Genomic DNA, 19,052 nt, shown 5'->3' with positions numbered 1-19,052 from the left:
AGATGTGTATAAGAGACAGAGTCCACCCTGACCGGAACGAACGTCCACGGCGGGGCGGCCGGTGACGGCGGCGACGGCGGGGCCGCCGGCGCGGTGGCCGCCGGCGGGGCCGGTGCCCGTGGCGGTGACGGCGGCGACGGCGGCGACGGCGGCCGGGGCGGTGCGGTCGGCAGCAACGGCGCCAACGGCGCCGGAGGCGAGGGCGGCGCGGGGTCCGGCGGTGCGGCTGCCGGGGAGCGGGGCGGCCCGGACGGCCCGGTCAACGTCGCGATTCCGCTGTATCTGCAAAGCGGTGGCATCAGCCCGATCGTCTACATCTCGATCAACGGCGGGCCGCCGGTGCCGGTCCAGATCGACACCGGCTCCACCGGCCTGACGATCCTCAACCGCGCCGTCAACGGCAACCTCGGCGACGTGAAGCTGACCGGCAGCGCCAGTTACGCCGGCCTGGGCGGAGCCAGCTACGGCTACCAGACCTACAGCACCACGGTCGGGTTCTGCGACAAGGTCGGCGACTGCCCGGATGAGCTGGTCACCGAGCCCACCGGCGTCAACGTGGTGACCTCCGGGTCGAACGCCCTGATGACGCAGTACTTCGACCGGTACGGCATCGTCGGTGTGCTGGGTATCGGCCCCAACAACGGCTACGCGGGAACCTCGACCATCATCTCGGCGCTGCCCGGCTCGCTCAACCAGGGCGTGCTCATCGACGACCAGACCGGCCAGGTGATCTTCGGCCCGAATCCGCTGACCCCCGAGACCGCGGTTTCCGGGTCGCCCTACGTCGATACGATGGTGTCCATCAACGGCGGTCCGCCGGTGGCCGTCTCCACCTCGATCGACTCGGGCGGCATGTACGGCAGCATCCCGCAGTCACTGGTCCCCAGCCTCGGAGTCGGTTCGCAGGTGCCGGCGGGCACGGTGATCTCGGTGTACAGCTCCGACGGCGAGACGCTGCTGTACTCCTACACCACCTCTGCCGGAAACGGGCCGTGGGTGACTTCCGGTGGCGCGGCCAACAGCGGCTACTACCCGTTCTCGGTGAATCCCATCTACATCGATTACCGCCCAAGCGGATACGGGATGACGATCATCAACCGCTGAGGCTTACAGCAGCTCCTTGGCCAACAGCTCGCAGGTGCGTTCCCGGCCCGGAGCAGTGGCCGGGTCGGTGCCGCGACGCGCCGAGGCGACCGGGTTGATCATCACCTCGTCGACGCCGAATCGATCCGCCAGCGCCCGGACCTGCTCGGCTGCCTCGTCCGGGGCGCCGACGACCGCGCGCCGCAGCCCACTGTCGATGATGCGTTGTTCGGCGTCGGAGACCACCGCCGCCAGCGCGTCCTCGACCACATCGACCGGACCCAGCGGTCGCCCGGTCCGCAGCCTGGCCATCATCTGCAGGTTCGGCAGCATCAAAGCCTCTGCCTCGGCGCGGGTTTCGGCAACGGCGGCGTTGACGGTCAGGAACGTCGTCGGGGCCGCGCACACCTCACTCGGGGTGAAGTTGGCCCGGTAGTACGCCAGCGCCTCCTCGGTGCCCTGGCCGGAGAAGTGGTGGGCGAAGACGTACGGCAGCCCTTTGGCCGCGGCGAGCCGGGCCGAATACATGCTTGAACCCAGCAGCCACAGTCGCGGCTCGCCGGCGGCGGCCGGGGTGGCCTTGAGCAGATAGTCGCCGTCGCGCAGCTGGACCTGCACGCCGCGGCTGCTCATCATCGCCCGCACATGGTCGAGGTAGTCGGGGAAGTTCGCGACGTCTTCGTCCGGAGCGCCGCTTCGATTGCCCCGCAACATGACCGAGGTGACCGGGTCCGAACCCGGCGCCCGGCCGATCCCCAAATCGATGCGCCCCGGGGCGGCGGCCTCCAGCAGCGCGAACTGTTCGGCCACCGCCAGCGGAGCGTGGTTGGGCAGCATGACCCCACCCGATCCCAGCCGCACCTGCGCCGTCTGCGCGGCGAGGTAGGCCAGCACTACCGGCGGGCTGGTGGCCCCCACCGAGGGCATGTTGTGGTGCTCGGCCACCCAGTACCGGGTGAAACCGAGGCGGTCGGCAGTCTGGGCCAGCCGCACCGTCGCCGCCAACGCGTCGGCGGTGGTCTGGTCGGTGCGGACCGGGACGAGATCGAGAACGGAGAGTCGCACGCCCCTAGTCAACACCGGAAGTCAGCCGGATAGTCCCGCCAGCGCCGAGGCCTGCGCAAAGATGTCGTCCAGCATCGCCGGGGTCAACCGGCCGGTGAACATGTTCTGCTGACTGGGGTGATAGCAGCCCAGCAGGTGCAACGCCGGCCCCAGACCGACGACCACGCCGTGGCCGAACTTCGGCTTGGGCTTGGGCACGGGGTCCGCGGCAATGCGCAGCGCGGTCTGCCAGGCGAACCCGCCCAAAGCGACGATCACCCGTACCGACGGGGCGATCAGCTGCCATTCGGCGTCGATCCACGGTGCACAGGTGTTGCGCTCGACAGTGCTGGGAGCGTTGTCCGGCGGAGCGCACCGCACCGGGGCGGTGATCCGGATACCGTTGGCGTGCAAGCCATCCGCAGCGTCGACGCTGGTCGGTTGGTTGACCAGTCCGGCGCGGTACAGCGCGGCGTACAACTGGTCGCCGGACCGGTCGCCGGTGAACATCCGGCCGGTGCGGTTGGCGCCGTTGGCGGCTGGGGCCAGACCCACGATCACGATCTTGGGTTTACCCGAGCCCCAGCCGGGCACCGGCCGGCCCCAATAGGGCTGGTCGGCAAAGGACTTCCGCTTGGTGACCGCCACCTCCTCGCGCCAGTCCACCAGCCGCGGGCAGGCCCGGCATACGCTGACCAGCGCGTCGAGCTGATCGATCGCCTCGGACTGACCGGCCAGCGTCACCACCTGCGCGGCGTCGGCCGCCGGCGGAGTGTGCGAGGTGGCCAGGTCGCCGGGCCAGCCGGTCCCGGGCAGCACCGGCGACTCGAACGGCTGACCCGTGCGCGGATGGTTGAGCATGCGTCCACTGTGCCCGCCCGCAGCTCGGAGTGGTCAAACGGTCTTGATTTCTGAGAGATTCTCAAACATAGTTGACCCCTCACCGGAGACAAGGGGGCCAGACGTGGGTCGACGCTGGCCTTCGCGCCGGTTGCTTGCGACGCTGCTGTGCGGCGCGTCGGTGGCGTTCGCGGCGCCGGTGGTACCGGCGCACGCCGGCACCCCGGACGACGCACAGACGGCGCTGATCATGGGCGGCACCTTCATGCCGACCCCGAGCCAACGGTGGCAGGACGCCATAGTCGCCGACTACATCAACCCGGCCACCGGCGCGGATCATGTCCCGGTGGTGGTCCCCTACCCCGCATCCGGGGCCAGCACGTCGATTCCCACCGGTCTGGCGAACCTCGCGGCCGCGATGGCGCAGCAGCCCGACGGCCAGCCCTATGTGGTGTCGGGATATTCGCAGAGCGCGCAGATCGCGGTGCTGGAGAAGATCAACCTGATGCAGTCGGGGCAAGCCGACCCCGACGTGACGTTTTTGCTCCTCGGCTCGGGCAACCGGCCCAACGGCGGATTCCTCGAACGCTTCGACGGCCTGGTGATCCCGGGCATGCCGGGGCTGAACTTCAACGGAGCGGCGCCGACCGATGGCGGTATCGCCACCATCGACGTGGCAGCGCAATACGACGCCAACGCGGACTTTCCGCAGTACCCCATCAATCTGGTCGCGGTTCTCAACGCCTTCCTCGGATTCCTCTACACCCATGGCGGCTACGGCGATGGTCCACTGCCACAGCTCGTTCCGGCGATCTGGCCACCGTCGCAGCCGCTGGTCGGCCCGTTCGTCGACGAATACGTTCCGGGCTCGAGCGACATCGTCCGGCAGGTGACGGGCGACACCACGTTCTATTTCATCCCGACCGCCGAGCTGCCGCTGCTGAGCCCCCTGCGGACCCTGGGGGTACCGGAGTCCTGGCTGGAGATTGTGCAGCCGGCACTGCGGGTGATCGTCGAAGCGGGCTACGACAGGTCGATTCCGTTCGGCGAACCGGTTCCCGCACAACTCATTCCGATCATCGACCCGGCAACGTTCCTGGTCGATTTCACCAGGGCCGTCGTGCAGGGCGCGGACAACGCCTTGGCGCTGTTCGGCGCGGACCTGCCGGGCTACGCCGAACTCATGGAGCTGTTCGACGACGCGCGCGCCTGGACTGCCACCGAGATCGGCGAACCGTACGCCCAGGCGGTGTCGTGGCTCAACGACGTCATCAACCCGTTCACCGCTTTCACCGCGATCGAAGGCCCTATCGGGGAGGCCATCCAACTGCTGTTCGATGTCAGCGGGGTCCAGGTGTACCTGCTGGATCCGGCGCTCGGCCTGATCGGCACCCTCGGCGGCCTGGTGACGAGCTGATCCCCCCCGGGGGTGCGCCCGCAACTAGGATCGCCTGGGTGAACACCGATGCACTGGCCCTGCTCACAGCCGATCTGCCCGAGGGCATGGTGGTCACCGACCCGACGATCACCGCGGGTTATCGGCAGGACAACGCGCTGGATCCCCGGGCGGGCCAGCCGTTGGCGGTGGTCCGCCCGCTGCGCACCGAGCAGGTGCAGACGGTCCTGCGCTGGGCCACCGCGCACCGCATTCCGGTGGTGACGCGCGGCGCGGGCAGTGGGTTGTCCGGCGGTGCCACGGCGATCGACGGCGGGATCGTGCTGTGCACCGAGAAAATGCGTGACATCACCGTGGATCCGGTCACCCGTACCGCGGTGTGCCAGCCCGGGCTGTTCAACGCCGAGGTGAAGAAGGCGGTCGCGGCATACGGCTTGTGGTACCCGCCGGACCCGTCGTCGTTCGAGATCTGCAGCATCGGCGGCAACATCGCCACCAACGCCGGCGGGCTGTGCTGCGTCAAATACGGCGTCACCACCGATTACGTGCTGGGCCTGCAGGTGGTGCTTGCCGACGGCACCGCCGTGCGCCTGGGCGGGCCGCGCCTCAAAGACGTCGCCGGGCTGTCCCTGACCAAATTGTTCGTCGGCAGCGAAGGCACCCTCGGCGTGATCACCGAGGTGACGTTGCGACTGCTGCCGGCCCAGCCCGCATCCTCGGTGGTGGTGGCCACCTTCGACTCGGTCAGCGCCGCGGCCGAGGCGGTACTCGACGTGTCCGGTCGGCTGCGCCCGTCGATGCTGGAGTTCATGGACGGCGCGGCGATCAACGCCGTCGAAGACCAGCTGCGCATGGGGCTGGACCGCGACGCCGCGGCCATGCTGGTGGCGGCCTCCGACGAGCGCGGTCACGCCGGGGCCGAGGATGTCGAGCTGATGGCCCGGGTGTTCGCCGAGCACCGCGCCAAGGAGGTGTTCTCCACCGCCGACCCGGTCGAGGCCGAAGGTTTCGTCGCGGCCCGGCGATTCTGCATCCCGGCGGTCGAGGCGAAAGGCCCGCTGCTGCTCGAGGACGTCGGGGTGCCGGTACCGCGGCTGGCGGAGCTGATCACCGGCATCGAGAAGATCGCCGCGGAGCGTTCGCTGTTGATCTCGGTGATCGCCCACGCCGGAGACGGCAACACCCACCCGCTGATCGTGCACGACCCGAGCGATCCCGAGAATCTGCGGCGCGCCGAGCTGGCCTACGGCGAGATCATGGATCTGGCCCTGGCGCTGGGCGGCACCATCACCGGTGAGCACGGCGTGGGCCGCTTGAAGCGGCCTTGGCTGGCCGGCCAGTTGGGGCCGGAGGTGATGGCGCTCAACCAGCGGGTCAAGACCGCGCTGGACCCGCTGAACATCCTCAACCCGGGTTCGGGGATCTGACCCGACACGGCGACGCAGATCACTTTTAGGCATTGACACCAGCTGAACTGCTGTCGTATCAATGAGACATGACGACCGCGCTGTCTCATCCGAAGTTCGAGCTCTGCAACGCCGACACCTGGCCCAACCCCTGGCCGATGTACGCCGCCCTGCGCGACCACGACCCGGTCCACCACGTGGTTCCGCCGGGCGCCCCGGATCAGGACTACTACGTGATGTCCCGGCACGCCGACATCTGGGCGGCCGCCGCCGACCATGAGACCTTCTCGTCCGCCCAGGGACTGACCATCAACTACCGCGAGCTGGAGATGATCGGCCTTGCCGACAACCCGCCGATGGTGATGCAGGATCCCCCGGTACACACCGAGTTTCGCAAACTCGTAGCCCGCGGCTTCATGCCGCGACAGGTCGAGCTGCTCGAGCCCAAGGTGCGCCAGTTCGTGGTCGAACGCCTGGAGCGGCTCAAGGCCAACGGCGGCGGCGACATCGTCGCCGAACTGTTCAAACCGCTGCCCTCGATGGTGGTCGCCCACTACCTGGGCGTACCCGAGGAAGACCGCGACCAGTTCGACGGCTGGACCGACGCGGTGGTGGCGGCCACCGTCAGCGAAGACGGCGTGGCCTCGGCCGGGGAAGCGGTCGGACAGATGATGGCCTACTTCGGCGGGCTCATCGAACGCCGCCGCACCGACCCGCAGGATGACACTGTCTCGCACCTGGTGGCGGCGGGCCTGGGCGCTGACGGCGATGTCCAGGGACTGCTGTCGGTACTGGCCTTCACCTTCACCATGGTCACCGGCGGCAACGACACCACCACCGGAATGCTCGGCGGCTCAGTGCAACTGCTGCAGCAGCACCCCGATCAGCGTCAGCTGCTCGTCGACAAGCCGGAGCTGGTCCGCGACGCCGTCGAGGAGTTGCTGCGGCTGACCTCCCCGGTGCAGGGGCTGGCCCGAACCACCACCCGGGACGTAACCGTCGGCGACACCACCATTCCCGCCGACCGCAAGGTGCTGCTGCTCTACGGCTCGGGTAACCGTGACGAACGCCAGTTCGGCCCGGACGCCGGCGAACTGAACGTGCTGCGCAAGCCGCACCAGATCCTGACTTTCAGCTACGGCGCCCACCACTGCATCGGCAACCAGGCGGCACGGATGCAGGCACGGGTGGCGCTGGAGGAACTGCTGGCCCGCTGTCCGGACTACACGATCGACGAATCCGGGATCGTCTGGGCCGGCGGCAGTTACGTGCGGCGTCCAATCTCGGTACCGTTCACCGTCGGGTCGTGATGGCTGGGCGGTCCTGGCTGTCCGATCAGCGCGGTGAACTGGCCGCCGAGAAGATTCTCGATGCGGCCGAGAAATTGTTCGCCGAACAGGATCCCGCTTCGGTGGGCATGAACGAGATCGCCCGCGCGGCGGGATGTTCGCGCGCCACGTTGTATCGGTACTTCGAGAGTCGCGACGCGCTGCACACCGCCTATGCGCACCGGTGGGCCAATGCGCTGTATCACCAGTTGACCCAGCGGCTGGCCGGTATAGATGATCCGGCGGAGCGGCTGGTAGCCGGGATCACCGAATCCCTGGCGCTGGTGCGCAACAACCCGGCCCTGGCATCGTGGTTCGCCGAGAGCGGCCCGCCGATCGGTGCCACCATGGCTGCGCAGTCCGAGGTCATCACCGTGATGGTCACGTCCTTCCTGTCCGGGCTGGATGGTCAGGACAGCGACACGGTGCCGGCGCGCGCCCGCTGGGTGGTGCGGGTGCTGACCTCGCTGCTGAGCTTTCCCGGCCGCGACGCCGAGGAGGAACGGGCGATGCTGCGACAGTTCGTGGTGCCGGTCGTGGTGTCGCCCGGCCGGCTCAACTCCGCACCCGGGTGAACCGGTGCAGCAGCCAGGCCACCGGGACGGTGACCGCCATGGTGAGCACGAACAGGGCCGCCATCGAGCCGGTGTAGACGGGGGTGCGCAGCACCTGCACCATCACCACCTCCATCAGCACCAGGTGCACCAGGAAGATCTCGTAGGAGATCTCCCCCAGCCACACCATCGGCCGGCTCGCCAGCAGGCGCGCATACCAGCCCCGGTTGCCCAACGCCAGCGGCGCCACCATCAGCGCGGCGATCGCCGCGTAGAACCCGGCCTTGACCAGCGCCTCGGACAACTTGGCCGGTGAGGTGGTGGGCTCCCCGGCGATCGGGGTGGAGGCGATGACATAGCAGATGAGCGCCAGCGGAATCGCGACGAATCCATAGCACCGCACACCCATGGCCCGCAGCACAGCGAGCACCATCCCGGCCACGAACCAGGCCAGGTAACCCGGCAGCCACAGCCGGGCGCCGTCGGGAAGGAAGTCGGTCACGTGCACCAGCGTCAACCACAGCGGCGTGATCGCGGCCGCGGCGGCCAGCCCGGCCAGCAGCAGCCCCGGCCGCCACTGTCGCCGGCACAGCCATACCAATGTCAGGTAGGCCAGCAGGGGCAACACCACATAGAAGGCGACCTCGACCACCAGGCTCCACATCTGGGTGAGGCCCTGATGCAGGTATCCGAACATGTAGTTGTCGGTGTAGATCTGGGTCAGCGTCAGGTTGCGCAGCAGCCCGATCCAGGTATGGCCGGGGTTCGGGCCGGCGGTGCGGAAGTGGTAGATCACATAGGCCAGCAGCACCGTGACCACATAGGCGGGCATGATGCGCCGCACCCGATGCCAGGCGTAGCGCCGCACCGAGGGTTCGGGCGTCCCGAACGCCGTCGCCCGAACCCACGGCTGGAACAGCAGGAAACCGGAGAGCACGAAGAAGATCGGCACACCGATCTCCATGCGCGAACCCAGCAGCCCCGCGTAGCCGTGGGTGTACTTGCCGGTGGTGTAGGCCGCGTGGGTTCCGACCACCAGAATCGCGGCCACCGCACGCACACCGGTCAGCGACGCGACCCGATCGACATGGTCGATCTGCTCGAGCCCGCCCTGGGCGACCTCCTCGCGCGGCAGGGTCATTCGTTGCGTTTCCGGTGCCCGCCTTCAGGACGACGACTGGGCTTACCGGACGGCCGTTCCCGACTCAGGTTGATCAGCTGTCCCTGAATCCGGGTCTGCTCCAACGCCTTGAGTGTCTTGCCGGACAGCTTGGCCGGAAGCTCCACCAGCGAGTGGTCCACCTTGATGCTGATGTTGCCGAAATCGCTGCGGTGCAAGCCGCCTTCGTTGGCCAGCGCCCCGACGATGGCACCCGGGTTGACCTTGTGCCGCTTGCCGACCGAGATCCGGTAGGTGGCGAATCCGTCCTTCGGGGGGCCCTTGCGGTCATCCCGGCCGCCTTCCCTGCCCGCCTTGACGCGTTCGCGTCGCTTGTCCGGCGGTGGTTCCACCATGAGGAACGCCTCGCCGTCCCGGGACTGCACCGCCAGTGCGGCGGCGATGTCGGCCATCGGGACGTTGTGCTCGCGGCTGTAGTCCTCGACCAGGCGGCGGAACAACTCGATGCCCGGGGCGCTGAGGTGACTGGTGATCGCGTCGGCGAATTTCGCGACCCGCTGGGCGTTGACGTCGTCCACGCTGGGCAGCTCGGACTCGACCAGCTTCTGACGCGTCACCTTTTCGATGAGCCGCAGCAGATGGCGTTCGCGGGGGCTGACGAACAGCAGCGCGGTTCCCGACCGCCCGGCCCGGCCGGTGCGCCCGATCCGGTGCACGTAGGCCTCGGGGTCGTTGGGAATGTCGTAGTTGACCACGTGGGAGATGCGGTCGACGTCCAGGCCACGGGCGGCGACATCGGTGGCGACCAGGATGTCGATGCTGCCGTTCTTCAGTGCAGTGATGGTGCGCTCGCGCTGCGCCTGGGCGATATCTCCGTTGATGGCCGCCGCGGAAAACCCGCGGGCGCGCAGCTTTTCGGCGACCTCCTCGGTGGCCTGCTTGGTACGGACGAAGACGATCATCGCTTCGAAGGGCTCGACTTCGAGCACCCTGGTCAGGGCGTCCATCTTGCGCGGACCGGCGACCTCGATGTAGCGCTGCGAGATGTTCTCCGCCGTGGTGGTTTTCGCCTTGACGGTGACTTCGACCGGGTCGTGCAGGTAGCGGCTGGTGATACGGCGAATGGCCGCGGGCATGGTCGCCGAGAACAGGGCCACCTGCTTGTACTCGGGAGTGTCGGCCAGGATGCGTTCGACGTCTTCGGCGAAGCCCATCTGCAGCATCTCGTCGGCCTCGTCGAGCACCAGGTAGTCCAGGTGCGACAGATCCAGGCTGCCCCGTTCCAGGTGGTCGATGACCCGGCCCGGCGTGCCGACCACGACCTGCGCGCCGCGCTTGAGCCCCGACAGCTGCACGGTGTAAGAGGCCCCGCCGTAGATCGGCAGCACGTTGATCCGCGGCAGGTGCGCGCCGTAACGCCCGAACGCCTCGGCCACCTGCAGTGCCAACTCGCGGGTGGGCGCGAGCACCAGCGCCTGGGTGGCTTTGCTGGAGGTGTCGATGCGCGACAGGATCGGGATGGCGAACGCGGCGGTTTTGCCCGTGCCGGTCTGGGCCAGCCCGACGACGTCGGAGCCCTCCAGCAGGGCGGGGATGGTCGCGGCCTGAATCGCCGAGGGCGTCTCATAGCCGACATCGGCGACGGCCCGCAGCACCGAAGGGTGAATCTGCAGGTCGGCGAAGGTCGGAGTGGAGTCCGAGATGGACGGGGCGGACGGGTCCGAGACAGGCTCAACGGGGGCATCAGGCGAGGTCATAGCGCTTAGCAGTCTACGGGCAACCGAGCCCTGCCCGTGCCGCGCTCGACCCGGCTCGCCGAAGCCTGCCGGTCGGCCACGCCTCCCCGGCCGGTCGGCCGGCGGACGGTACGGTGCCCGGTGTGCCGGGTGCCGTCAGAATGTCCGTAGTGATCGCCGCGCTGACCGGCGCCCTGCTGGCCGGTTGCGGCTCGGGCGACTCCACCGTCGCCAAGACGCCCGAGAACACCAGCCCGACCGCCGCGCCGCCGCAGGCACCGGTCGCGCAGTCCCCGGCCCCGAGCGGCCCGCCCGCCGATCCGTGTGCGGTCGACCTGGCCGCCCCGGCGATCGCCCAGGCCGTCTCCGCGCTGCCGCGCGACCCGCGCAGCGGGCAACCGTGGAGCCCGGAACCGGTGGCCGGCAACTACAACACCTGCACCGACATATCGGCGGTGATCGTGAAGGCGAACACCAACTCCGAGCGTCCCGGTACCCGCGCCGTGCTGTTTCACCGCGGCGAGTTCCTGTCCCAGGCCGTGCCGGACACCTACGGATTCAGCGGCATCGACCTGGCGCAGTGCACGCCCGACACGGTGGCCCTGCGCAACGCCAGCGGTATCCCGGGCATAGCCGGGGTGGTGAAGTTCCACTGGAACGGCACCGGCGTGGAGATCGTCGGCAACACCACCCGGTAGCCGGGCTGCCTCACCACCGCCGCGCGTGCCGTCCCACCGTCGCGGTGTCACCGGGATCCTCCCGATAGTGCCGGTTGCGGCGCGACGGGCTGTTGCCGGTGATCCCGAATTTGGCCAGCACGTCGGGCACCGGTGCCCCGTTGGTGGCGGGCCGAATCTGACGTTGCGCATCGCCGCTGACACCGTTGGGACGCCGTGCCGGCGCAGTTTCGGCAAGCGCCGGCCGCACGATCTCGACCGTCAGCGGCTCGGTCGCCGGGTCATCGGCCGAAGACGGGCGAACAGCGTGGTGCGGGGCCATGACCGGGATCGGCTCGGTCGGCTGGTCGCCTCGGCGGGCGGCATCCCCGGCCTGGCCCCCGCGTCCGGCGGTGCGGCGTGCCGGCTCGATCACGTAACCGACCATGAACAGCGCGGCGAGGACGCCGAACAGGGCGACGAATGCCGGTAACAGCGTGGCCTCCGACATCGCCAGCGCGAACGGCTCGTGCAGGAACTCCGGTAGGTGCAAGACCCCGGCGGCATCCCCGGGGCGTGTCTCACCCGGCATGGCGGGCAGGTCCGCGGCGATCCGAGAGGTCATGAAGGCGGCCATACCGGCGCTGCCCAGCACGGCACCGACCTGGCGGGTTGCGTTGTAAACCCCCGAACCGGCACCGGCCAGCTGCGGCGGCAGGTTGCGCGTTGCGGTGGTCGCCAGCGGCGACCAGATGAACGCCATGCCGACGCCGATCGCCGTGAAGGGCAGCACCAGCCGCCAGATGGGGGTCAGCGGCGTCATCTCGATCGAGAGCCAGGTGAGCCCGATGGCCAGCATCGAGAAACCGAAACCGACCACCGCCCGGGGGTGTGCCCTGTCCACGATGCGTCCCACGACTGGGGCCAGCACCCCGGAGGTGATCGCCATCGGTGCGGTCAGCAGCGCTGAGCGCGTCGGCGTCATGCCGCACACCGCTTGGGCGTAGAACATCGCCGGCAGCACCATCCCGGTGGCGGCGAAGCCGATGACGGCCACCCCGACGTTGGCCAGCCCGAAGTCGAGATCGCGGAAGATCCGCAGCGGCACCAGCGGTTCGCCCTTGTTGACGGCCTGCCAGTAGACGAAGGCCGCCATGCAGCACAGGCCGCCGACCAACTGAGCCCAGATCCACGGCGCCCAGCCCTGGGATTCGCCTTCTTGCAGGGCGAACACCATCAGGAACATCCCGGCTCCCGACAGCGCGACGCCCAGCAGGTCGAAGCGATGGCGGTGCACCGGCAGATCCGGGATCAACACGATCGCCAGGACCAGGCCGATTGCGCCGATCGGGACGTTGATGAAGAAGATCCACTCCCAGCCGAGTCGGTCCACCAGCACGCCACCGGCCAGCGGACCGATCAGCGTCGCCACGCCCGCGGTGGCACCCCAGACACTCATTGCCGCGCCGCGCCGATCCGGCGGGAAGGTGCGGGTGATCACCGACAGGGTCTGCGGGGTGAGCAGTGCCGCCCCGATCCCCTGCACCGTGCGCGCGGCGATCAACATCGCGATTCCCCCGGCCAGACCGCACCACAGCGACGCCGCGGTGAACACCGCCAGGCCGATCAGGTACAGGTTCTTCGGACCGAACCGGTCGCCGAGGCGGCCGGCCACCAGCAGCGGCACCGCGTAGCCCAGCAGGTAGGCACTGGTAACCCAGATCACGGTGTCGTAACCCACGCCCAGCGACGTCATGATGCTCGGGTTGGCGACCGCGACAATGGTGGAATCGACCAGGATCACGAAGAAGCCGAGCAGCATCGCCCACAGCGCGTTCCACGGGTTGACCGGCTCGGCTGAGCGCACCGCACCCGAGCGCGCGGATTCGGCGCGTTCCGAGTGCTCCCCGGGCCCAAACCGGCTGATCGTGCCGCTCAAGCGCCGCCCCTCTCATCGCTGCGCGGTGCTGTTGGGGGCATCAAGCCACCGCGTCCGACGCTACGGACAGATGTGGTCACGAACAACTCGGATCGCCGATGGGACGCTGGGCCGTCCGGCGGTGCCCGCTTCGTTCGCCGGGCCGACGGTCGCCGGCGCGTTAGCCTGAAGGGCACCGCACCAAACGGGAGGCAACCATGGGCATCTTTCGACGGCGGAAGTCGGCGCAGGCTCCATCACCGACCTCCGGGGAGGGTAAGCCCACCATGGCGGCCCGGGCGTTGGCGCGGGTCATCGAGGGCAGCGAACGGGTGCAGGGTCCGGCGGTACGCGCCTACCTGGAGCGACTGCGCCGGGCCGATCCCGACGCCAGCCCGGCCCAGATCATCGCGAAGCTGGAGAAGCGTTACCTGGCCGCGTCGACGGCCACCGGCGCCGCGGTGGGCGCCACCGCGGCGGTACCGGCTATCGGCACCCTGATGGCACTGTCGGCGGTGGCCGGCGAAACCGCAGTGTTCCTGGAGGCCACCGCGTTCTTCGTGCTGTCGGTGGCACAGGTGCACGGCATTCCGGTGGACGACCACGAGCGGCGGCGGGCGCTGGTGCTGGCGGTGCTGGTGGGCGACCGGGGTAAGGGCGCGCTGGGCGAGCTGCTCGGCACGGGCCGTACCAGCGGCGCGTGGCTCGCCGAAGGCTCCGCCGGTGTCGCCGCCCTGCCGCTGCCGGCGGTCCGCGAGCTGAACTCCCGGATGCTGAAGTACTTCGTCAAGCGCTTCACCCTGCGCCGCGGGGCCTTGGCGTTCGGCAAACTGCTACCGGTCGGCCTGGGTGCGGTGATCGGGGCGATCGGCAACCGCCTGATGGGCAAGAGGGTCGTCGGTCACGCCCGTAAGGCGTTCGGCGAGCCCGCCCAGCGGTGGCCGGTGCCCCTGCACCTGGTTCCGGCCCTACCCGACGACGACGCCCACTCTGCCTGACCGACTGCGACAGGCGACGGACAATCGGCCGCGATCCTGGCGGAATATCCGGGAGGGGCTAGCCTTTATAGGGCAGGTGGGCGCGGGCGCAAAGTGCCTCGCCGGACGACCAGGAATCGAGGCGAGAAGCTGTCGTGAGCGGTATCAGTTCACCCTTCGGTCAGAACGAGTGGCTAGTCGAGGAGATGTACCGCAAATTCCGCGAGGATCCCTCCTCGGTGGATCCGAGCTGGCACGAGTTCCTCGCCGACTACCAGCACGACGGGAACCGCGGCGACGGGTCGCCTGCGCCCGCCCCGACGGTGACTCAGCAGGCTCCCCTGGCACCACCGGCTGCTCCGGCAGCGGCGCCGCAGGCACCGGCTGCTCCGGCAGCGGCCGCCCCGGCCGCCAAGCCCGCCAAGCCCGCCACCCCGGCGCCCAAGCCTGCAGCGCCGGCCGCCAAGCCGTCGCAGGCCGCGCCCGCGGCCGCCGACGAGCATCAGGTGCTGCGCGGGGCCGCGGCCGCCGTGGTCAAGAACATGTCCACCTCCCTGGAGGTGCCCACCGCCACCAGCGTGCGCGCCGTGCCGGCCAAGCTGATGATCGACAACCGCATCGTCATCAACAACCAGCTCAAGCGGAACCGCGGCGGCAAGATCTCCTTCACCCATCTGCTCGGTTATGCGATCGTGCAGGCGGTCAAGAAGTTCCCCAACATGAATCGGCATTTCGCCGAGATCGACGGCAAGCCCAATGCCGTCACCCCGGCCCACACCAACCTGGGACTGGCCATCGATCTGCAGGGCGCCGGAGGTAAGCGCTCCCTGGTGGTGGCCGCCATCAAAGGCGCCGAATCGTTGCGCTTCGCGCAGTTCGTCGACGCCTACGAAGACATTGTGCGACGGGCCCGCGACGGCAAGCTGACCGCCGAGGACTTCTCCGGGGTGACCATCTCGCTGACCAACCCCGGAACCATCGGCACGGTGCACTCGGTGCCCCGGCTGATGGCAGGCCAGGGCGCCATCATCGGTGTCGGCGCCATGGAGTACCCCGCTGAGTTCCAGGGTGCCAGCGAGCAGCGCATCGCCGAACTGGGCGTGGGCAAGGTGATCACCTTGACCTCGACGTATGACCACCGCATCATCCAGGGCGCGGAATCGGGCGACTTCCTGCGCACCGTGCACGAGATGTTGCTGTCGGATGCGTTCTGGGACGAGATCTTCTTCGAGCTGTCCATCCCCTACGAGCCGGTCCGGTGGCGCACGGACAACCCCGACTCGGTCGTCGACAAGAACGCCCGCGTGGTGGAGTTGATCGCCGCGTACCGCAACCGGGGCCACCTGATGGCCGACATCGACCCGCTGCGCCTGGACAACACCCGATTCCGCAGCCACCCGGACCTCGACGTGCAGAGCCACGGCCTGACGTTGTGGGACTTGGACCGGGAGTTCAAGGTCGAAGGCGTCCCCGGCGGCAACATCCGCAAGCTGCGCGAGATCCTCTCGGTGCTGCGCGACGCCTACTGCCGCCACGTCGGCGTCGAGTACACCCACATCCTCGAGCCCGAGCAGCAGCAGTGGTTGCAGGAGCGCATCGAGGTCAAGCACGTCAAACCCACGGTGGCCCAGCAGAAGTACATTCTGAGCAAGCTCAATGCCGCCGAGGCGTTCGAGAGCTTCCTGCAGACCAAGTACGTCGGCCAGAAGCGCTTCTCCCTGGAAGGCGCCGAGACCGTCATCCCGATGATGGACGCGGCCATCGACCAGTGCGCCGAACACGGCCTGGACGAGGTTGTCATCGGCATGCCGCACCGCGGCCGGCTCAATGTGCTGGCCAACATCGTCGGTAAGCCCTATTCGCAGATCTTCACCGAGTTCGAGGGCAACCTCAACCCGGCCGAGGCGCACGGCTCCGGCGACGTCAAGTACCACTTGGGCGCCACCGGCGTGTACCTGCAGATGTTCGGGGACAACGACATTCAGGTCTCCCTGACCGCCAACCCGTCGCACCTGGAGGCAGTGGACCCGGTGCTCGAAGGGCTGGTCCGGGCCCGCCAGGATCTGCTCGGCCGAGGCGCGGAGGGCACCGAAGAGGAGCCGGCATTCTCGGTGGTGCCGATGATGTTGCACGGCGACGCCGCCTTCGCCGGCCAGGGCGTGGTCGCCGAAACGCTGAACATGGCGCTGCTGCCCGGCTACCGGGTCGGCGGAACCATCCACATCATCGTCAACAACCAGATCGGTTTCACCACGGCGCCGGACTACTCGCGCTCCAGCGAGTACTGCACCGACGTGGCCAAGATGATCGGCGCCCCCATCTTCCACGTCAACGGCGACGACCCGGAGGCCTGCGACTGGGTGGCCCGGCTGGCGGTGGACTTCCGCCAGAAGTTCCACAAGGACGTCGTCATCGACATGCTGTGCTACCGCCGGCGCGGGCACAACGAGGGCGACGACCCGTCGATGACCAACCCCTACATGTACGACGTGATCGGCACCAAGACCAGCGTCCGCAAGAGCTACACCGAAGACCTGATCGGCCGTGGCGACATCTCGCTGAAAGAGGCCGAGGACGCCCTTCGCGACTACCACGGCCAGCTGGAGCGGGTGTTCAACGAGATCCGCGAACTGGAAAAGCACGCCGCGCTGCCCAGTGAGTCGGTGGAATCCGAGCAACAGGTGCCCCGCGGCCTGAACACCGCAGTCGACAAGGCGATGCTCGCCCGCATCGGGGACGCCTTCATGGCGATCCCCGAGGGCTTCACCGTGCACCCGCGCGTACTGCCGGTTTTGGAGCGACGCCGCGAGATGGCCTACGAGGGCAAGGTGGACTGGGCGTTCGGCGAGTTGCTGGCGCTGGGTTCGCTGGTCGCCGAGGGCAAGCTGATCCGGCTGTCCGGGCAGGACACCCGCCGCGGCACCTTCTCGCAACGGCATTCGGTGATCATCGACCAGTCCAACGGGGCGGAGTTCAGCCCGCTGCAGCTGCTGGCCTCCGACGCCGACGGCAACCCGACCGGCGGAAAGTTCCTGGTCTACGACTCGCCGCTGTCGGAGTTCGCCGCCGTGGGCTTCGAGTACGGCTACACCGTGGGCAACCCGGACGCCCTGGTGCTGTGGGAGGCGCAGTTCGGCGACTTCGTCAACGGCGCCCAGTCGATCATCGACGAGTTCATCAGCTCCGGTGAGGCCAAGTGGGGGCAGCTGTCCAGCGTGGTGCTGCTGCTGCCGCACGGCCATGAGGGCCAAGGCCCCGACCACACCTCCGGGCGCATCGAGCGTTTCCTGCAGCTGTGGGCCGAGGGCTCGATGACCATCGCGATGCCCTCGACTCCGTCGAACTACTTCCACCTGCTGCGCAGGCATGCCCTCGACGGCATCCGGCGGCCGCTGGTCGTGTTCACCCCGAAGTCGATGCTGCGCAACAAGGCGGCGATCAGCGACATCAAGGACTTCACCGACGTCAAGTTCCGGTCGGTGCTCGAAGAGCCGACGTACGAGGACGGCGAGGGCGACCGCAACAAGGTCACCCGGGTGTTGCTGACCAGCGGCAAGCTGTACTACGAGCTGGCCGCCCGCAAGGCCAAGGACGGCCGCGACGACATCGCGATCGTGCGGATCGAACAGCTGGCCCCGCTGCCCAAGCGGCGCCTCGGGCAGACCCTGGACCGCTACCCGAACGTCGAGCAGTTCTTCTGGGTGCAGGAGGAGCCGGCCAACCAGGGCGCGTGGCCGCGGTTCGGCCTGGAGCTGCCGGAGCTGCTCCCGGACAAGCTGACCGGGATCAAGCGCATCTCGCGCCGCGCGATGTCGGCGCCGTCGTCGGGGTCGTCGAAGGTGCACGCCGTCGAACAGCAGGAGATCATCGACTCGGCGTTCGGCTGAGGCACGAAGCCGAACGCCGAGGAGACATAGACGCAGTCTCGGCGTTCGGCGCAGCCACGAAGCCGAACGCCGAGGAGACATAGACGCAGCCTCGGCGTTCGGCGCGGTTGGCTTGCCACCCGAGAAGCCGGTACCGGAGGTATCGAATAAGCTTCGTCCGGTCACCGGATTCAAGGGAGTTCACATGAAGGGCTTTGCCGGAAAAGTCGTTGTCATCACGGGAGCCGGATCGGGCATCGGGCGGGCGCTGGCGATGGAGCTGGGTCGTTCCGGGGCAAGCCTGGCGATCAGTGACGTTGATATCGAAGGTCTGGCGCAGACCGAGCAGCAACTGAAGGCAATCGGAGCGCCGGTCAAAGCCGATCGTCTGGACGTCACCGAGCGGGAGCGATTCCTCGTCTACGCCCAAGAGGTCAACGAGCACTTCGGCAAGGTCAACCAGATCTACAACAACGCCGGGATCGCGTTTTCCGGAGATGTCGAGATCACCGAGTTCAAGGACATCGAACGGGTGATGGACGTCGACTTCTGGGGTGTGGTCAACGGCACCAAGGCGTTTCTGCCCTACCTGATCGCGTCCGGAGACGGTCACGTGGTCAACGTGTCCAGCCTTTTCGGGCTCGTCGCTGTACCCGGCCAGGCGGCATACAACGCGGCGAAATTCGCCGTTCGCGGGTTCACCGAGGCTCTGCGTCAGGAGATGATGCGATCCAAGCATCCGGTCAAGGTGACGACGGTCCATCCCGGCGGCATCAAAACGGCGATCGCCCGCAATGCCACCGTCGCAGAGGGACTCGATGTAGCCGAGATGGCTGAGTTCTTCGACAAGCATCTGGCCAGCACCACGCCCGAGAAGGCCGCCCAGGTGATCCTTAGCGCGGTGCGCCGCAAGGAGGGCCGTGTTCTCATCGGAATGGATGCCTGGGCACTGGATATCATCGCGCGCGTCACCGGATCGGGCTATCAGCGACTGTTCGCACTCGCCTCGTCGCGGGCCGTGCCCCGGTCTCGTTGACGACTAGCTGTACTGACCACGGACGTTGGGTACGGCGTGGCGTGGTGACATGACGAAGACCTCCGAGTGAAGTGCGAGCTGCTGAAGAACGC

General features: G+C 68.3%; 14 protein-coding genes. 9 read left to right on the top strand and 5 right to left on the bottom strand.

Features of this window, described 5'->3' with window-relative positions; genetic code table 11:
- The first annotated feature begins 93 nt into the window (after positions 1–93).
- Positions 94–1,104: a PecA family PE domain-processing aspartic protease gene (locus LI92_RS14210; RefSeq protein WP_082109718.1), complete on the top strand. Its 1,011-nt coding sequence runs from the start codon at positions 94–96 to the stop codon at positions 1,102–1,104.
- A gap of 3 nt (positions 1,105–1,107) precedes the next feature.
- On the opposite strand, the gene LI92_RS14205 is transcribed toward LI92_RS14210, so the two are convergent.
- Positions 1,108–2,148: an LLM class flavin-dependent oxidoreductase gene (locus tag LI92_RS14205; RefSeq protein WP_046319922.1), complete on the bottom strand. Its 1,041-nt coding sequence runs from the start codon at positions 2,146–2,148 to the stop codon at positions 1,108–1,110.
- A 21-nt stretch (positions 2,149–2,169) separates the two neighbouring features.
- Positions 2,170–2,988: a uracil-DNA glycosylase gene (locus tag LI92_RS14200; RefSeq protein WP_046319921.1), complete on the bottom strand. Its 819-nt coding sequence runs from the start codon at positions 2,986–2,988 to the stop codon at positions 2,170–2,172.
- Positions 2,989–3,091: 103 nt separating this feature from the next.
- On the opposite strand from LI92_RS14200, the gene LI92_RS21860 reads away from it, so the two are divergent.
- From LI92_RS21860 to LI92_RS14180, 4 genes are all read left to right on the top strand, one after another.
- Positions 3,092–4,384: a PE-PPE domain-containing protein gene (locus tag LI92_RS21860; RefSeq protein ID WP_192830055.1), complete on the top strand. Its 1,293-nt coding sequence runs from the start codon at positions 3,092–3,094 to the stop codon at positions 4,382–4,384.
- A gap of 38 nt (positions 4,385–4,422) precedes the next feature.
- Positions 4,423–5,790 (top strand): FAD-binding oxidoreductase, encoded by a 1,368-nt coding sequence (locus tag LI92_RS14190; RefSeq protein ID WP_046319919.1) that lies wholly within the window; start codon positions 4,423–4,425, stop codon positions 5,788–5,790.
- A gap of 68 nt (positions 5,791–5,858) precedes the next feature.
- Positions 5,859–7,079, top strand: a complete 1,221-nt coding sequence (locus LI92_RS14185; RefSeq protein ID WP_046319918.1) for a cytochrome P450 — start codon at positions 5,859–5,861, stop codon at positions 7,077–7,079.
- On the top strand, positions 7,079–7,672 hold the full coding sequence (locus LI92_RS14180; protein WP_046319915.1) for a TetR/AcrR family transcriptional regulator: 594 nt from the start codon (positions 7,079–7,081) through the stop codon (positions 7,670–7,672). The genes LI92_RS14185 and LI92_RS14180 overlap by 1 nt, the downstream gene beginning before the upstream one ends.
- Here the strand turns inward: LI92_RS14180 and LI92_RS14175 are convergent.
- Positions 7,653–8,792 carry an acyltransferase family protein gene (locus tag LI92_RS14175; protein WP_046319914.1) on the bottom strand — a complete coding sequence of 380 codons (1,140 nt, stop codon included), beginning with the start codon at positions 8,790–8,792 and terminating at the stop codon, positions 7,653–7,655. The two genes, LI92_RS14180 and LI92_RS14175, sit on opposite strands and share 20 nt — an antisense overlap.
- Positions 8,789–10,528: a DEAD/DEAH box helicase gene (locus LI92_RS14170; protein ID WP_046319913.1), complete on the bottom strand. Its 1,740-nt coding sequence runs from the start codon at positions 10,526–10,528 to the stop codon at positions 8,789–8,791. Before LI92_RS14170 ends, LI92_RS14175 begins: the two co-directional genes overlap by 4 nt.
- A gap of 140 nt (positions 10,529–10,668) precedes the next feature.
- Here LI92_RS14170 and LI92_RS14165 point away from each other — a divergent pair, with 140 nt between their 5' ends.
- On the top strand, positions 10,669–11,205 hold the full coding sequence (locus LI92_RS14165; protein ID WP_046319912.1) for an LppP/LprE family lipoprotein: 537 nt from the start codon (positions 10,669–10,671) through the stop codon (positions 11,203–11,205).
- Positions 11,206–11,215: 10 nt separating this feature from the next.
- Here the strand turns inward: LI92_RS14165 and LI92_RS14160 are convergent, their stop codons facing one another.
- Positions 11,216–12,985 carry an MFS transporter gene (locus LI92_RS14160; RefSeq protein ID WP_046319923.1) on the bottom strand — a complete coding sequence of 590 codons (1,770 nt, stop codon included), beginning with the start codon at positions 12,983–12,985 and terminating at the stop codon, positions 11,216–11,218.
- Positions 12,986–13,299: 314 nt separating this feature from the next.
- On the opposite strand from LI92_RS14160, the gene LI92_RS14155 reads away from it, so the two are divergent.
- The 3 genes from LI92_RS14155 to LI92_RS14145 all read left to right on the top strand — a co-directional run bounded on the left by LI92_RS14155 (position 13,300) and on the right by LI92_RS14145 (position 18,960).
- On the top strand, positions 13,300–14,079 hold the full coding sequence (locus LI92_RS14155) for a hypothetical protein (protein WP_046319911.1): 780 nt from the start codon (positions 13,300–13,302) through the stop codon (positions 14,077–14,079).
- A 134-nt stretch (positions 14,080–14,213) separates the two neighbouring features.
- Positions 14,214–17,945 (top strand): multifunctional oxoglutarate decarboxylase/oxoglutarate dehydrogenase thiamine pyrophosphate-binding subunit/dihydrolipoyllysine-residue succinyltransferase subunit, encoded by a 3,732-nt coding sequence (locus tag LI92_RS14150; RefSeq protein WP_046319909.1) that lies wholly within the window; start codon positions 14,214–14,216, stop codon positions 17,943–17,945.
- Between the two features lie 184 nt (positions 17,946–18,129).
- Positions 18,130–18,960 (top strand): SDR family NAD(P)-dependent oxidoreductase, encoded by an 831-nt coding sequence (locus LI92_RS14145; RefSeq protein ID WP_046319908.1) that lies wholly within the window; start codon positions 18,130–18,132, stop codon positions 18,958–18,960.
- The last annotated feature ends 92 nt before the right edge of the window (positions 18,961–19,052 follow it).

Source organism: Mycobacterium sp. UM_Kg1 (assembly GCF_000972925.1).
In the GTDB taxonomy this organism is placed as follows: domain Bacteria; phylum Actinomycetota; class Actinomycetes; order Mycobacteriales; family Mycobacteriaceae; genus Mycobacterium; species Mycobacterium hiberniae.
Note: the sequence above shows the minus strand (reverse complement) of the source record. Positions and strands in the feature narration are given on the sequence as shown.

Bases quoted from the DNA above. Each gene is read 5' to 3' on its own strand.
- LI92_RS14200 (WP_046319921.1), bottom strand. From the start codon at position 2,988: ATGCTCAACCATCCGCGCACGGGTCAGCCGTTCGAGTCGCCGGTGCTG.
- LI92_RS14185 (WP_046319918.1), top strand. From the start codon at position 5,859: ATGACGACCGCGCTGTCTCATCCGAAGTTCGAGCTCTGCAACGCCGAC.
- LI92_RS14180 (WP_046319915.1), top strand. From the start codon at position 7,079: ATGGCTGGGCGGTCCTGGCTGTCCGATCAGCGCGGTGAACTGGCCGCC.
- LI92_RS14175 (WP_046319914.1), bottom strand. From the start codon at position 8,792: ATGACCCTGCCGCGCGAGGAGGTCGCCCAGGGCGGGCTCGAGCAGATC.
- LI92_RS14170 (WP_046319913.1), bottom strand. From the start codon at position 10,528: ATGACCTCGCCTGATGCCCCCGTTGAGCCTGTCTCGGACCCGTCCGCC.
- LI92_RS14165 (WP_046319912.1), top strand. From the start codon at position 10,669: ATGTCCGTAGTGATCGCCGCGCTGACCGGCGCCCTGCTGGCCGGTTGC.
- LI92_RS14160 (WP_046319923.1), bottom strand. From the start codon at position 12,985: ATGCTGCTCGGCTTCTTCGTGATCCTGGTCGATTCCACCATTGTCGCG.
- LI92_RS14155 (WP_046319911.1), top strand. From the start codon at position 13,300: ATGGGCATCTTTCGACGGCGGAAGTCGGCGCAGGCTCCATCACCGACC.
- LI92_RS14145 (WP_046319908.1), top strand. From the start codon at position 18,130: ATGAAGGGCTTTGCCGGAAAAGTCGTTGTCATCACGGGAGCCGGATCG.